The sequence below is a fragment of the Paenibacillus solisilvae genome (assembly GCF_042656405.1).
In the GTDB taxonomy this organism is placed as follows: domain Bacteria; phylum Bacillota; class Bacilli; order Paenibacillales; family Paenibacillaceae; genus Paenibacillus_Z; species Paenibacillus_Z solisilvae.
Genome location: NZ_JBHSOW010000096.1, coordinates 1 through 14484, shown reverse-complemented (window position 1 = coordinate 14484; position 14484 = coordinate 1). Strand labels below are relative to the sequence as shown.

Here is a 14484-nt window from a genome sequence, read left to right as displayed (position 1 = left end):
CTTTTCTTACGATTCTATTGCTAATTATGGCAGTGTACATTTTTCGTAAGATTAAGGGATCGTAAAACCTATGTTAAAATTCAAGGCATTACACAATAAGGAGAGAATATACATTGCCATTTCATATTGTTTTGGTTGAGCCGGAGATTCCGGCTAACACAGGGAATATCGCACGCACTTGTGCTGCAACAGGTACACATCTTCATTTGGTGCGTCCGCTTGGCTTCGATACGGATGACAGAACGCTCAAACGGGCAGGGCTTGATTATTGGTATGCGGTCAATATTCATTATTATGATTCATTTGAGGAGTTAAAGTCCAAATATCCGGAGCAGCGTTTTTTCTGTGCAAGCACGCGGGTATCAAAGCGATATACGGATTACAAATTCGAGGATGGTGACTTCTTTGTTTTTGGTAAAGAAACGAAGGGATTGCCGGATTCAATCTTACAAGCGCATGAGGAAACCTGTATGCGAATTCCAATGACAGACAAAGTTCGCTCGCTGAATTTGTCGAATTCCGCGGCAATTGTCGTTTTTGAGGCGCTGCGGCAGGTTGATTTTGCGGGAATGGAATAATTATTGCAGGATATTAAGCAAATATTCGCAAGAGAAGGAATATGCCACTCGCTATCGAACCTTAGTAGGGTGCAAAAGCAATAAAGCAAACTTGCAAATCCAGACTGTAGAGAAGGTGAAATCATTGAAACCGGCTGGCGTTGTGCGTAAGGTCGATCAATTGGGACGTATTGTTCTGCCAAAATCGCTGCGCAAGAGATATCAAATGAACGAAGGAGACCCCGTGGAGATCTTAGTCCAGGGTGACCATATCATTTTGGAGCGTTACCGTCCTCGCTGCGTATTTTGCGGATCGATGGAGGAAGTACGGGATTTTAAAGAGCGCTCGTTGTGTTCAGCTTGTATTACTGAAATGTCCGCGCTGCGCCGCGGCTAAAGAGCAAAAAAAAAGAAGCTTCGAGCAATGAACTTTCGTTCAATCGCTTGAAGCTTCTTTTTTAGTTAAATGCCTTTTGTCTTGTCGTCGTTGTACGACGCAGTAAGCATGGCTGCCAAGAACAACAGAAATACAACCAAGACAATGAGAAATTTAATTGTCATTCTGGACACCTCCTATACACGTAATTTATTATAACCAAAGATGGGCAAAAAGAAAATGTTCAAACTTGTGAACAAATGTTTGAACCGCTAAAAATGAGTATTTCTGTCGTAATTCAGTTGCTCCCCCGCCATTATGCGCGTAAAATGTAGCATAGGAAAAAGGGAGGGGAACCACCGTGGATTATCGGTTTTCAAGCAATGTGGAGCGGCTGCAGTCATCAGCTGTTCGGGATATTCTCAAGTTAACGCAGGGGAAAGACATTATATCTTTTGCCGGAGGATTGCCTGCCGAAGAACTATTCCCGCTTAATGCCATTCGCGAAGCAGCTGATCGAGTGTTTACTGCCGGTACAGGATCACTCCAATACGGATTGACGGAAGGCTATATGCCTCTTCGTGAACGGCTTTGCCAGAGGATGGCTCATAAAGGAATGCGGGTTCAGCCTGATCAAATGATCTTGACAACGGGCTCACAGCAGGCAATTGATCTTGTCACCCGGGTGCTTATGGAGCCTGGAGATATTGTGCTTGTCGAAAATCCGACCTATTTGGCGAGTTTGCAAGTATTTAATCTGAGCGGACTTCGCGTTGTGCCGGTCCAAAGCGATAAAGACGGGATGATTATGGAGGATGCGGAGCGCCTGATACAAATGCATCAACCGAGGCTCGTATATATTGTACCTACCTTCGGGAATCCTACTGGACGAGTATGGAGTCTTGAGCGCCGTAAGGGATTGCTTGAGATATGCCGCCGATATGGTATTGCAATTCTTGAGGATGACCCGTACGGAGACATTAAATTTGATGCAGAAGCAAATTATCCGACACTGTTCTCTCTGGAGGGGGAAGCGGAGGGCGGATGTGTAATCTATACAAGCACCTTCTCGAAAACCGTCGCGCCGGCACTGCGTACCGGCTGGGCGATGGGGGCCCGTAAAGTCATTCAGATGCTGGCAAAAGCAAAGCAAGCCGCAGATCTTCATTCCAGTGCGGTTGATCAGCAGACGCTCAGCCACCTGCTTGATCATTTTGCGCTTGATGCGCATATCCGGAAGATTGCCGATGCATATGGTGAGCGTATGCAGGATATGCAGAGATTGCTTCGCGAGGAGAATCTGCGTGATTTATCTTGGGTGGAGGCAGAGGGCGGAATGTTCCTATGGCTGGAGCTGCCGGAAGGACTGGATGCGGCTGCTCTGCTCCGCTGTGCAGTGACGAAGAACGTTGCTTTCGTGCCGGGTGCGTCTTTTTATGCTGGTGAACCTCAAGTGAATACAGCTCGGCTTAACTTTACGTATACACACGGCGAACGGATGAAGCTCGGTATTCATGCATTTGCCGAAGCGTTCAATGAATTTATCGCTCGCTGCTAAGCAGTTTAGCAGTTCACTTAACAAAGAGAAGACCGGTTCCCTGCGATTGGGAACGCGGTCTTCTCTTTGTTATTGGGAGGGTTTTTGCTAGATTAACCTAGGACGAGGCTTGAAGAACAAAATATCCATCCTGGATGGCAAGCGGCTGGCAGTCAAGCTGCTCACCGGGAACGTTAGTGGATTCCCCAGTCGATGCATCGAATGACCAATAGTGAAGCGGACAGATGAGCTCGTCCTCAAGCGGACGGACGGTACCGCCGGCATGCGGACAGATGGCAGAGACCAGCTTGTATACGGGAGTCTCGCCTTTGGCGCGTGAATTTGAATGAACGATGAAGTAGGGATCATTGTCCACATTTACAGCCGCTGGAAATTGATTGTAATCCTCAACTTTGCCAATCACGCGAGATGAAGGATCCGATATGCTGCTCATATTTTGTATTCCCCTTTATGAAGTATTGGTTGTGAAGCTTGTCCTTTAAGCCATGTTTCTATAACCTCTGCATGTTCGATTACGGCGGCTGCACCGTCCGGCTTCAGCCTGTACACACCGCGCTTAACACGCTCGAACCAGCCGTAGTAGTCCTTCTGGAGAATGTCGCTTGCTCTAATAACCTGGGTTAATGCAGCTGCCTGGCGCGGAGGAAGCTGACCGTGCTGGCTGATTGCCCAGGCAATCCGCAGCGCCTTCTCCCGGTAGGCTGTAACCAGCTTCCGGCCTGTACTTCCGCCTGTATTATAATCACCGCTTCGTTCCCGGAATTCATTGAGCAGCCGGGTTTGGCGCAGGCGGCGCTGCCCTCTTACCGGCGGATCGCCAGGTTCGCAGAGAATATCGAGCACCGGTGCTTTTGTCTTGAAGAAGGTTACGGTCATAAAGCCGATGCCGAGCATCCTGCACAGCTCTGTGAGATCGCCGAAGCGCTGATTATGAGCACCGTTCTTCTTTCGGTTACGCTCGACTGCAAGTACGACGTCTCCGCCGAGCCGAAGACGTTCAATGCCCTGCAGCAGAAGGGCAAGATTGAAGGTTTTCTTCATTTCTACTAGTATGGTTGCTCCGCTCAGCGGGTGGATAGCGACTAAATCACAATGCATGATTTCACTTTTCACTTCAAAGCCTTGCGCTTCGAAGTGGGCTTTAATTGGCTTGTACAGCTCTGTTTCGTGCTTGACGGCCAAGCGATTGCGCCCCCCTTTCCAACTGCCCTGCCCAAGATTATAACATATTCATACCTGCCGTTATAGCGATGGAACAGAGCATTTTTTCATAAAATGGATTTCTGTCGTCTCATAAGAGGAATTGTCGGAATTCGCGGTGTTCGACATGGGCTTGTAAAGGTAAACATGGAGCAGCTTGCGAGAATTTCGTAAACCGCATGTAAATGAGACAGGAATCATTTGTAGCAGAAACGCGGATTTTGCTGGATTGTCATTTAAAATATAGGGCAACTTCCCTCACGTAGGCGCATAGGATTGTATTACTTCAACAAAAAGTCGGGCAGCTTTAGAGGGATAGATGATGACCCGCAGCGTAAACAGGTAATGTGAAGCAATTAGGAAGCAGTAAGCAGCACCGGATTGGACGAGAGGAGGTACGGCATGGATATTTTAAAACGGATATCAGCGTACAAAGCGGAAAGCGAGAAGCTTGCGTGGACTGGGACGTTTAGTGAATACCTCGAGTTGCTGAAGCAGGATCCAACCCCTGCAATGACGGCGCATGCTCGTGTCTATGAAATGATTGAGTCTTTTGGCGTCGTTGAGGATGGTGGCGCAAGGAAGAAATACAAGTTCTTTGAACAAGAGATATTCGGTTTGGACCGTGCAGTCGAGAACCTGGTGGAGGAGTACTTCCATTCTGCGGCAAGAAGACTTGACGTCCGTAAACGGATCCTGCTCCTAATGGGGCCTGTAAGCGGCGGTAAATCCACGATAGTCACGATGCTTAAGCGGGGGCTGGAGCAATTCTCACGTACACCTAAAGGAGCCATCTATGCAATCAAAGGGTGTCCGATGCATGAGGATCCGCTTCATCTTGTTCCTCATGAGCTTCGCGTAGAGGTAGAGAAAGAGCTTGGCGTTCGCATTGAGGGTAATTTATGCCCATCCTGCCAAATGCGTCTTAGAACAGAATACAGCGGCGATATTGAGAGGGTTACAGTAGAACGGGTATTTGTATCAGAGGAAAGCAGGGTCGGAATCGGTACATTCAGTCCTTCGGATCCCAAATCGCAGGATATTGCCGATCTGACAGGGAGCATCGACTTCTCAACCATTACTGAATTTGGCTCGGAATCGGATCCAAGGGCTTACCGGTTCGACGGGGAGCTGAACAAAGCCAACCGCGGGCTGATGGAGTTCCAGGAAATGCTTAAATGCGATGAGAAGTTTCTATGGAATTTACTCTCGCTGACACAGGAGGGGAATTTCAAAGCTGGCCGATTCGCGCTAATCTCTGCGGATGAGCTCATTATTGCGCATACAAACGAAACGGAGTACAAATCGTTTATCGCCAACAAGAAGAATGAAGCTTTGCAGTCCCGTATGATTGTAATGCCGATTCCTTACAATTTGAAGGTATCCGAGGAAGAGAAGATTTATAAGAAGCTGATTGATCAAAGCGATATGAAGCATATTCATATTGCACCGCATACGCTGCGGGCGGCGGCTATTTTCTCCATACTTACCCGGCTTAAAGAAACGAAGAAGCAAGGCATGGATCTTGTCAAGAAAATGCGTATGTATGACGGCGAGGAAATCGAAGGTTATAAAGAAGCCGATCTGAAGGAAATGCAGAATGAGTTCATTGAAGAAGGGATGTCCGGCATTGACCCGAGGTACGTCATTAACCGCATATCCAGTGCGCTTATCAAGCATGATGTGCAGTGTATCAATGCTCTGGATGTGCTCCGGGCGCTGAAGGAAGGTCTTGACCAGCATCCTTCGATTACGAAAGAAGAACGTGAACGCTACTTGAACTTCATATCCATTGCCCGTAAGGAATACGATAATTTGGCCAAGAAAGAAATTCAGAAAGCCTTTGTTTATTCCTATGAGGAATCTGCAAAAACGCTGTTCGAGAACTATCTCGATAATATCGAGTCCTACTGCAACTGGTCGAAAATCAAAGATCCTCTGACCGGTGAGGAGATGGATCCGGATGAGCGGCTCATGCGTTCTATTGAGGAGCAAATCGGCGTATCCGAGAATGCGAAAAAAGCGTTCCGTGAAGAAATTCTGATCCGAATTTCCTCGTATTCACGCAAGGGCAAGAAGTTTGACTATTACAGCCATGAACGGCTCCGCGAAGCAATCGAGAAGAAACTCTTCACAGACTTGAAGGATGTTGTGAAGATCACAACATCCACGAAAACACCGGATGAAAGACAACTGAAGCGAATTAATGAGGTGACGAAGCGCCTTATGGATGAGCATGGATATTGCCCGGTATGTTCGAATGAACTGCTGCGGTATGTAGGCAGTCTGTTGAACCGATAATAGTCGAAAGAAGACCGCAGTGTGCGTAAACGCACTGCGGTTTTTTCTTTGCCGAGCAAAAGCATTCCTTAAGGGACTGGAAATAATGGAGAAACGATGATAAAATAAGAACATAAGTTCTTATTTTATCAGGGGGTATCTCATATATGCAGCTGCTGCTGATGAACGACAAAGGCGAGCCCGGCATTGTTCAAGTCGAAGAAATCTGTATGATCATACCCACGAAGAATGGGCCCGAGTTTGTGACCCGCTGGGGAAATTTTCGTTACCCGCAAACTGCTGCAGAGCTTGTAAGGCAGTTTAATGCCTTCGGCTACGAGCAGGTCGATCGGAATGCGATTGTCAACCTGAATAAAGCCAGTGCCTACGATCCTGTTCAGCGCAAACTTTATTTCGAAGACCATTTACCGACCGGTGAGTGGATAGAGGCTACAGTCTCGACAGCCAATATAAGAAAGGTGAATCACCTGATCCGGGAATCGGGTGCGCTCTATCTGGCCGAGGCCGGATGATGGTAGAGAGAGCGAGCAGCGCGCCTCGGACGATTCGGATGATCAGCAAAGAATGAAAGCGCAGCCATATTTTCAACTCCATAAAACCAGTAGGGACGCGGCTTTCGCGTCTTTTCTTTATGTTATATAAGTTGACATGTTATTTTGGGTTGGGGTATGATTTAGGTAACAATCCCCAGTAATTCATCCAAATTTCATAGGTCTTCCGGGACAAACCTGACATTTAGTTGACAAGAGATTGCTTTGGAGGCGGTAAACATGTCGATGGCGATCCAGTCGCAATTCAATCCTTACGATTCACAGTCGTTTTACGACGAAATGTTCGAGAAAGATTTGACGGTCCGCCCTCATTATGAAGGTGTTCATCGAACATTCGCCCGCATGAAACCCCCTGAGATCGCTGCGAGACAGGCAGCCATGCAGAAACGCATGCTGGAAGAAGGCATCACGTTTACCTTATACTCGCCCAATCAGTCTGAGCCGCTCGAGCGGACAATCCCCTTTGATTACATTCCAAGAATCATTCCCAAGCATGAGTGGGAGTCCATTGAACGGGGAATGAAGCAGCGCGTCAAAGCGCTTAATGCTTTTATCCGGGATATTTATTTTGAACAGCGAATTGTGAAGGACGGGGTTATTCCTCGTCAGATGATCGTCAGCAACAAATATTTCAGGCCGGAGATGGCTGGTCTGCAGGTACCGAGGGATGTGTATATGACCGCTTCGGGGATCGATCTGATCCGCGACGAGAAAGGCCGATATTATGTCCTGGAGGATAACTTGCGCACCCCATCGGGATTCTCTTACTTATATAAAGGCAGGAGCTTGATGAGCGAGCTGTTTCCTGAATTGTATTTATCCAGCCGGGTAGCGGATATTGAGCGAAGCTTGAATGTTTTTTTAAGCTCGCTTCGCAGCTTAGCTCCATCAGGAAAAGCGAATCCGCTCATCGTACTGCTCACGCCAGGGGCTTACAACTCGGCTTATTTCGAACATGCGTTTTTGGCGCAGCAAATGGGCATCCATCTGGTAGAAGGCCGCGATCTCGTGTATAAAGACCATAAAATTTTCCTGAGAGATCTACGCGGCTTGAGACAAGTAGATGTGATCTACCGCAGGCTGGATGACGAGTTTCTGGATCCTATTGCATTCCAATCGGATTCACTGCTGGGGGTACCTGGGCTGATGAATGCCTACCGGGCGGGAAATGTGGCGATTGCCAATGCACCTGGAACAGGTGTAGCGGATGATAAAGCCGTGTATGCCTATGTACCGGATATGATTCGTTACTATCTGGGGGAAGAGCCTATTCTTCATAATGTGCCGACTTATATTCTTGCACGGAAGGAAGACCGGGAGTATGCGCTGGACAATCTGGAGCAGCTGGTGGTGAAAGAAACTTCTTTATCCGGCGGCTACGGCATGCTGATCGGTCCGGCTGCAGCATCGAAAGAAATAGCTGCCTTTGCCGATGCCATTCGTCATGATCCGGCCAGGTATATCGCGCAAACCACAATGAAGCTCTCAAGAGCTCCGGTCATGATGGGCGGAGCGATGACCCCGCGGCATATTGATTTGCGTGCATTCATTCTTATGGGGGCGGACACGCATGTTATTCCTGGCGGTCTGACCCGTGTTGCCCTGCAGGAAGGCTCTCTTGTCGTCAACTCTTCGCAGGGGGGCGGAGTCAAAGACACATGGGTGTTAAATCGTTAACCGATAATCAATTGGAGGGATGAACGATGCTCAACCGAAATGCTGAAGCGTTGTTTTGGATTGGCCGTTATATGGAGCGGGCGGAAAATCACGCGAGGCTCATTGATGTCCATTACCACCTGCAGTCTGAGGAATCACAAACTCAATTAATTTCGGATGCGGAATCCAAAGATCAGCGGCTCTGTAAATGGGGACGAATTGTTGATGCGCTCGGAAGCCGTCAAGCTTATGAGCAGCAGTATGGAGCTTCATATACCGAGCAGGATGTTGTTCATTACGTCACGCTGGATCGTGATAACGCAAATTCACTGGTCACTTGTGTAAACCATGCCAGAGGCAATGTGCGCACGCTTCGGGAGAAGCTGCCAAGTGAGCTTTGGGATGCTGCCAATGGATTTTATTTATGGCTTAGAGAGAAGCAGCAGAGCGATTTAACCAAGGAATCGCCGCATCAGTTTTTTGGCCGGATCAAAGAATGGACAGCGCTCTTCACGGGAATCTGCCAGTCTGTTATGCCGCGAGAGAACGAATGGCATTTTATTGAGTGCGGCCGTTACCTGGAACGCGCGGAGAATACACTTCGCATTATGCAGTCGGTTCATGCATCCAAATCCGCCTCGCTTTCTTTTGATGATTACAGCATGGATCATGAGGTATACCCGTTTCTGCTGGCGGTGCTTCGTTCGGTCAGCGGTTATCAGGCATTCCGCCGCTATTATGCAGATGGATTCTCGCTAGATTCGATTGTTGAGTTTCTGGTGCTTAACACGGTATTCCCTCGTTCGGTTCACTTCTCTCTTGATGAGCTGGATGATCATCTTCGCGGTATCGAGCTGCAGGAGAAGCAGCTTCGTATTGCTCATGACCGAATTATCCGTCAAGTAGGTAAGCTTAGAGCGGAGCTTGCATGCTTGGAGCGGGAGGATCTTTCCTTTGATCTGGAGAACGCGGTAACGGGCCGTCTGCTGCAAGCCTCTCAGCAGCTTGGGGTAACGTTTGCGCATACCTTCTTTCGGATGGGAGAGGTCAGCGCATGAAGCTATGCATTTCGCACACGACACAATATTCCTATATGGGAGCAGTGACGGACAGTGTCAATGAGATACGATTGACTCCGTTTACGAATGATCAGCAGTCCTGCTACCAGCATTCCATCTACGTCGAGCCGAACGCTTCCCTTTTTAGCTACGAAGATTATTTCGGCAACCGTGTGCATGCATTCTCTGTTAACGAACCTCATCAGCAGCTGACAATCCGAACCCAAATGACAATCGTAACGAAAGAAGCGAGCAAAAAGCACATTGGAGCGCAAGGGATGGAGCCAAAGAAGGCATGGGAGTGGCTGGCAGGAGAAGAAGCGCAGAACCGTTTTGCTGAATTTCTGCTGCCCACAGACTACACCAGTATAACGCCTGAGGTGGCTGCCTTTGCGGAAGCTCATGTTCCGGGTCACAATACGGAAGGTGTAGAGCAGGAGGTTTACGACTGGCTGCTGAGTGTCTGCAGCCGCATTAATGCCGAGTTCGTGTATGATCCGCATGCAACGAATGTATACACGGTAGCCAGCGACATGATACGCAGACGCCGCGGGGTGTGTCAGGACTTTGCTCATCTGATGATAGCGATTTGCAGATCGAATGGGGTGCCATGCCGCTATGTAAGCGGGTATCATTTTGTGGGCGACTTGCAGGGAGGCAGCGCTGACTTCGAACAGGCCTCTCATGCGTGGGTGGAGGCCTATGCGCCTGGAATCGGATGGTGCGGTCTCGACCCTACCAATAATTCCTTAGTAGGCGAACGCTATGTTAAATTGGGCCACGGCAGGGACTACAAGGATATCGTCCCCGTCAAGGGCGTTTACCGCGGGACGGGCGAAGCGGACCTTGTCGTTACCGTTGATGTGAAGAAGGTAGAGGTATGATGGAAGGAGAGGGCTGTGTTTGGCTCAGGAAAGGGGAAAGGGCGGCTTGGTGCAATTAAGCGCCGGCCGCTCTTTGTTGTTTAGATGTGAAAGTTATGAATAAGGTTAATGGAAGAAAGGAGAAACTGAAAGGCAGGTTTGATTGAGATCATTGAAGGAGGTAACTGATGAATCATCTTATCGTAGCTGCACATCCGAATCCAGAAAGCTTCAATCATGCTATTCTGCAAACGGCGGTCCAAGCATTGAAAGCCAAAGGGCATGAGGTTGTTGTCCGTGACCTGTATGCCCTGCAGTTCGAACCTGTACTGACGCTTGAGGATTTCAGCGCCTTGCGTACGGGGCAAATCCCTTCAGACATCAAGGCAGAGCAGGAATACATAGCTTCTGCAGATGTTATTACGTTCGTCTATCCAATCTGGTGGACGGGCCTTCCAGCCATTCTGAAAGGGTATGTCGACCGCGTCTTCGCATATGGATTTGCATACGCTTATGGCAAGGACGGGACCATTGAGAAGCTGCTTCCAGGTAAGAAAGGGCTCTTTATTAACACACACGGAACGCCTGGTGAGATCTATGATTCCAATGGGATGACGGATGCATTGAAGAAAACCTCGGATGTCGGTATCTTTGAATTCTGCGGCATAGAGGTAGTCGATCATCTCCTATTCGGCGCTGTTTCGCAGGTGGATGATGCAGCGCGCAAAGAGATGCTGAAGCAGGTAGAGGAGCGGGTTAGCAGCTTGTTCCAGGTATAAATGGCAGACCGCAAAAAATCGCCCTCCCAAGCTCGATGAGCAGCCGGGAAGGGCGATCTCTTTTTTCATCCATTAAATAAACTTGCGGCTCGTCTTCTTGCCGTCACAGCTGAATACGATGCGTTTATCCTCGACGACCGTCTCGAGATGTACGGATTTGCCCCACAGCGCAACAACATGGGGCAGCGTTCGTTCCACATATTTCAGATCAAGCTCGATGCCTTCGTATTGGTGGCTGAGGAAGAGCTCGCCAATACGGTTGAAATCCCCATCGACGACCATAATATTCGGGAATCCGCCGTTAACCTTGGAATAGACGAGCTGATCCCGAACCGACTCCCACGTTTTGTCGGTGATCTTCCACTCGGCGCCTTTCTTCTCGAAGATATAGAGGTCGAGATCCTCGACCAGCTTCTTGGTCAGGTAGTTGCGCAGGAAGGAGATATCGGAGTCAAATTCCCGCACCTCGAACATTTTCTCACGGCCAAGGCCCGGTTTGCGTCCGAACCGTTCCTGCTCTTCTCTGGTCGGATTGTCGTACCGCTTCTCAATATCCTCGAAGATTTTGACCCCCAGGTAATAAGGGTTTAAGCTGTGGCGGGAGGGCTGCACGACGGATGAATTGAGCATGGCAAACTCAATGGTCTCATCACTTGTGAGATCAAGCTCGCGGATGATTCGCTGATGCCAATACGAAGCCCAGCCTTCGTTCATGATCTTGGTTTCGATCTGCGGCCAGAAGTAGAGCATTTCATCACGAAGCATAGAGAGAATATCACGCTGCCAGTCCTGCAGCTGCGGGGAATATTCCTCGATGAACCAGAGGAGATCCTTCTCCGGCTTGGGAGGGAAACGTTTGGCCTCCGGGCTATTGGCGGAATTATCGTTCTCTTCCGTATCCAGTGTCCACAAATCCTCGTAACCTGTCTTTATAGGAGGCGCTTGGTTCAATTCTTCCTTGCTGAGCATCTCGATATAATGCGACTTGTCGAGCTGATAGGGCTTAATCAAGGTAGGGTCAATATGCTCTTGAATCGCCAGAATCGCATCGATAAATTTCTCAACCTCATCGGTTCCGTATAACATCTCGTACTGGCTTACGCGCTCCGCCGTGGCCGACATGCTCTCGACCATGTTGCGGTTGGTATTGCCGAATCTGGCATTGTTCTTGAAGAAATCACAGTGAGCAAGTACGTGGGCGACGATTAATTTGTTCTGAATGAGTGAATTACCGTCAAGCAGGAAGGCATAGCAGGGATTCGAGTTAATAACAAGCTCATAGATCTTACTAAGTCCAAAATCATACTGCATCTTCATCTTGTTGAACGTCTTGCCGAAGCTCCAGTGGCTGAAGCGTGTCGGCATCCCGTATGCACCGAAGGTGTAAATGATATCTGCCGGACAAATCTCGTACCGCATCGGGTAGAAATCGAGTCCGAATCCTTTGGCGATTTCCGTTATCTCATCAATGGCGCGTTCGAGCGCTTTTACTTCATCCTGGCGCAATGGAGGCTTCCCCCTCAAAAAGGAAAATGGTTGTTCTTCATATCTATATGTATGGGCAGGAGGGGGCTGATATGTACAATTTCGAAGGCTGGATGATTTATCAGTACAAGCGCCGGGCGCCAGCGTAACGCGGACCCCAATACGAATTATCCAGCGGCTGGACATAGATTCCCTTTGAGCTGATAGCTGAAATAAAAGACCCGTTTCCTATGTAAAAGCCGACATGATTGATCATTCCCGTGTTAATCGATTTGAAGAAAACGAGGTCGCCGGGACGCAGCAGGGATTTGTTAATCGCGATCCCTTGTGTATATAGGTTAGCGGAGGTTGTTCGAGCCTGCGGGATGCCGAATGTAGTGAACATGAAATAAACGAAGCCCGAGCAGTCAAATCCGGTTGAAGGGGAAGAGCCTCCCCAGACATAGGGAGTTCCCGTATAGGAATAGGTCTCCCGCACAAGCTGCTGCTTCACGAGACTATGATGGATGGCATCCAGCGTGAAGGGTCCGGCAATGCCGTCTGCACGAAGAAGGTAATCGGCTTGAAAACGGGCAACAGCTGTTTGGGTAATGGAGCCGTAGTATCCCGTAATCGTTGGATAAGTGTAGTATCCAAGCTGCTGAAGGTCTGCTTGAAGCATGGAAACCTGCTGCCCCGAGGCTCCGACATTCAATATGACAGTGCTTGCATGAATGTGATGGATGTGGGGGGAAGCCAGTTGTTCCACTCCTATAAGGAGCATGACGGTCAATACAATCTTGGCTGCTTTACTGTTCATGGCGAATTCTCCGTTCGAATGGGTAATGGATGCTGTATGTAATAGTTCTAGCATACCAGCATCTGTTTAGCTGGATAAGCCGCTAATTTCTGGAAAGTTGACGTTCGGTTCATAACGGGTATTAAGGACTTAAAATTACAACTAGTAGAAATACTTAGAACAGACGGGAAGAGGGTGGCGGATGTACAAAGTGGATAGAAAAGGAAGCAAAGCGGGGAAATCAAAGCGCATTACGATATGGGTTGTGAGTATGCTTGCCCTCTGTGTGATCATTGGTACCATCGCCTTCCAGCTGTTTACCTATCACCCGAATTCGAGAGCAATAGCTGCATTGTCAAATGAAGCTAAAGTAACGGTCAGAGAGTCCAAGGGGCTGCTGGTCTTTCGGCCAAAGGGGGAAGTGAAGCAGCCTTCGATTATTTTATACCCTGGCGCCTTGGTAGAGGCTAGCTGTTATGCTGCATGGGGATCGCAGCTTGCTGAGACTGGGCATTCGGTATACATCGTCAAAATGCCGTTCAATTTGGCTGTTTTTGGGAAGAATCGCGCGGATGATATTATAGACGGGCATCCGGAAGAGAGCTTCATCATCGGGGGTCATTCCCTCGGCGGATTAATGGCAGCGCGTTATACAGCGGAGCATTCGGATAAGCTGAAGGGTATGTTCTTTTTGGCCTCTTATGCCGATTCAAAAGGGGATCTTAGCAAGAAGGGACTTCCGGTGCTTCAGCTTACGGCAAGCAAGGATGGGATATTACCCTGGTCGGCATGGAGGGAAAACAAAGTGAATTTGCCGGCTGACACGGCATTTGTTTCCATTGAAGGCGGGAACCATTCGCAGTTCAGTTCCTTTGATTCGCAGCGAGGAGACAACGTCCCGTCCATCTCGGAAAAGGAGCAGCATCAACAACTGCTTGCCGCATTGAAGACTTGGATGAATAAGATCAAATAAGCCAGAAACCTCCGGGAGCAGCGCTTCTGGAGGTTTCTTAGCTTATCCCGACTACGGCTGCGGCAAGAGCCGCTGAGTTAACGGGAGAGTATGTAAATCTGATTGCTTACCCGATTCCAGAAACGTTCAGATTTATAAAAACGGGCCTGGTTCGCCGTAATGACCGGTTTTCCAGTACAGCATTAGCCGCATTCACGGAGCATATTAAAGTAAACGGGCTTTAGTTAGGATAGCAAATATAACTCGGCGCCTTAATCAAAAACACCGGTAGATCAAGGGAATGATATTATCCCCTTCAAGTAGACACTCAGAAAAAAACCTTATGGTACCATAAGGAATGAGTGAACTT

14 protein-coding genes are annotated in these 14484 nt (G+C 48.7%); 10 read left to right on the top strand and 4 right to left on the bottom strand.

Translation table 11 applies throughout. The annotated features are described in order from the left end of the window. The first annotated feature begins 113 nt into the window (after nt 1-113). The 3 genes from trmL to ACFPYJ_RS25270 all read left to right on the top strand — a co-directional run bounded on the left by trmL (nt 114) and on the right by ACFPYJ_RS25270 (nt 2491). Nucleotides 114-578 (top strand): tRNA (uridine(34)/cytosine(34)/5-carboxymethylaminomethyluridine(34)-2'-O)-methyltransferase TrmL, encoded by a 465-nt coding sequence (gene trmL, locus ACFPYJ_RS25280; protein ID WP_379191007.1) that lies wholly within the window; start codon nt 114-116, stop codon nt 576-578. 124 nt (nt 579-702) lie between these two features. Continuing rightward, nucleotides 703-954 (top strand): AbrB/MazE/SpoVT family DNA-binding domain-containing protein, encoded by a 252-nt coding sequence (locus tag ACFPYJ_RS25275; protein WP_379191005.1) that lies wholly within the window; start codon nt 703-705, stop codon nt 952-954. A 340-nt stretch (nt 955-1294) separates the two neighbouring features. Then, the gene (locus ACFPYJ_RS25270) at nt 1295-2491 is read left to right on the top strand and encodes an aminotransferase-like domain-containing protein (RefSeq protein WP_379191004.1); all 1197 of its coding nucleotides are present in this window, start codon (nt 1295-1297) and stop codon (nt 2489-2491) included. Between the two features lie 97 nt (nt 2492-2588). Here ACFPYJ_RS25270 and ACFPYJ_RS25265 read toward each other — a convergent pair whose 3' ends face one another. After that, nucleotides 2589-2924, bottom strand: coding sequence for a Rieske (2Fe-2S) protein (locus tag ACFPYJ_RS25265; protein ID WP_379191002.1), 336 nt, complete (start codon nt 2922-2924; stop codon nt 2589-2591). After that, on the bottom strand, nt 2921-3673 hold the full coding sequence (locus tag ACFPYJ_RS25260; protein WP_379191001.1) for a DUF2161 family putative PD-(D/E)XK-type phosphodiesterase: 753 nt from the start codon (nt 3671-3673) through the stop codon (nt 2921-2923). The genes ACFPYJ_RS25265 and ACFPYJ_RS25260 overlap by 4 nt, the downstream gene beginning before the upstream one ends. Nucleotides 3674-4093: 420 nt before the next feature. Between ACFPYJ_RS25260 and ACFPYJ_RS25255 the strand changes: the two genes are divergently transcribed. From ACFPYJ_RS25255 to ACFPYJ_RS25230, 6 genes are all read left to right on the top strand, one after another. Further along, nucleotides 4094-5992 (top strand): PrkA family serine protein kinase, encoded by a 1899-nt coding sequence (locus ACFPYJ_RS25255; protein ID WP_379191000.1) that lies wholly within the window; start codon nt 4094-4096, stop codon nt 5990-5992. 146 nt (nt 5993-6138) lie between these two features. Beyond that, nucleotides 6139-6504, top strand: a complete 366-nt coding sequence (locus tag ACFPYJ_RS25250; RefSeq protein ID WP_379190999.1) for a hypothetical protein — start codon at nt 6139-6141, stop codon at nt 6502-6504. A gap of 258 nt (nt 6505-6762) precedes the next feature. Next, nucleotides 6763-8220: a circularly permuted type 2 ATP-grasp protein gene (locus tag ACFPYJ_RS25245; protein WP_379190998.1), complete on the top strand. Its 1458-nt coding sequence runs from the start codon at nt 6763-6765 to the stop codon at nt 8218-8220. A 26-nt stretch (nt 8221-8246) separates the two neighbouring features. Then, the gene (locus tag ACFPYJ_RS25240; RefSeq protein WP_379190997.1) at nt 8247-9257 is read left to right on the top strand and encodes an alpha-E domain-containing protein; all 1011 of its coding nucleotides are present in this window, start codon (nt 8247-8249) and stop codon (nt 9255-9257) included. Then, nucleotides 9254-10141: a transglutaminase family protein gene (locus tag ACFPYJ_RS25235; RefSeq protein WP_379190996.1), complete on the top strand. Its 888-nt coding sequence runs from the start codon at nt 9254-9256 to the stop codon at nt 10139-10141. The genes ACFPYJ_RS25240 and ACFPYJ_RS25235 overlap by 4 nt, the downstream gene beginning before the upstream one ends. Nucleotides 10142-10308: 167 nt before the next feature. Next, nucleotides 10309-10899, top strand: a complete 591-nt coding sequence (locus ACFPYJ_RS25230; protein WP_379190995.1) for an NAD(P)H-dependent oxidoreductase — start codon at nt 10309-10311, stop codon at nt 10897-10899. Nucleotides 10900-10971: 72 nt separating this feature from the next. On the opposite strand, the gene ACFPYJ_RS25225 is transcribed toward ACFPYJ_RS25230, so the two are convergent. Then, entirely contained in the window at nt 10972-12405 is a 1434-nt protein-coding gene (locus ACFPYJ_RS25225; protein WP_379190994.1) for a SpoVR family protein, read from the bottom strand. A gap of 100 nt (nt 12406-12505) precedes the next feature. Further along, on the bottom strand, nt 12506-13183 hold the full coding sequence (locus tag ACFPYJ_RS25220) for a C40 family peptidase (RefSeq protein WP_379190993.1): 678 nt from the start codon (nt 13181-13183) through the stop codon (nt 12506-12508). Between the two features lie 181 nt (nt 13184-13364). Between ACFPYJ_RS25220 and ACFPYJ_RS25215 the strand changes: the two genes are divergently transcribed. Next, nucleotides 13365-14135 (top strand): alpha/beta fold hydrolase, encoded by a 771-nt coding sequence (locus ACFPYJ_RS25215; protein ID WP_379190992.1) that lies wholly within the window; start codon nt 13365-13367, stop codon nt 14133-14135. Nucleotides 14136-14484 lie beyond the last annotated feature (349 nt).

Coding starts and splice junctions, on each gene's coding strand:
- ACFPYJ_RS25235 (WP_379190996.1), top strand. CDS start 9,254: ATGAAGCTATGCATTTCGCACACGACACAATATTCCTATATGGGAGCA.
- ACFPYJ_RS25230 (WP_379190995.1), top strand. CDS start 10,309: ATGAATCATCTTATCGTAGCTGCACATCCGAATCCAGAAAGCTTCAAT.
- ACFPYJ_RS25250 (WP_379190999.1), top strand. CDS start 6,139: ATGCAGCTGCTGCTGATGAACGACAAAGGCGAGCCCGGCATTGTTCAA.
- ACFPYJ_RS25245 (WP_379190998.1), top strand. CDS start 6,763: ATGTCGATGGCGATCCAGTCGCAATTCAATCCTTACGATTCACAGTCG.
- ACFPYJ_RS25215 (WP_379190992.1), top strand. CDS start 13,365: ATGTACAAAGTGGATAGAAAAGGAAGCAAAGCGGGGAAATCAAAGCGC.
- ACFPYJ_RS25220 (WP_379190993.1), bottom strand. CDS start 13,183: ATGAACAGTAAAGCAGCCAAGATTGTATTGACCGTCATGCTCCTTATA.
- ACFPYJ_RS25265 (WP_379191002.1), bottom strand. CDS start 2,924: ATGAGCAGCATATCGGATCCTTCATCTCGCGTGATTGGCAAAGTTGAG.
- ACFPYJ_RS25255 (WP_379191000.1), top strand. CDS start 4,094: ATGGATATTTTAAAACGGATATCAGCGTACAAAGCGGAAAGCGAGAAG.
- ACFPYJ_RS25240 (WP_379190997.1), top strand. CDS start 8,247: ATGCTCAACCGAAATGCTGAAGCGTTGTTTTGGATTGGCCGTTATATG.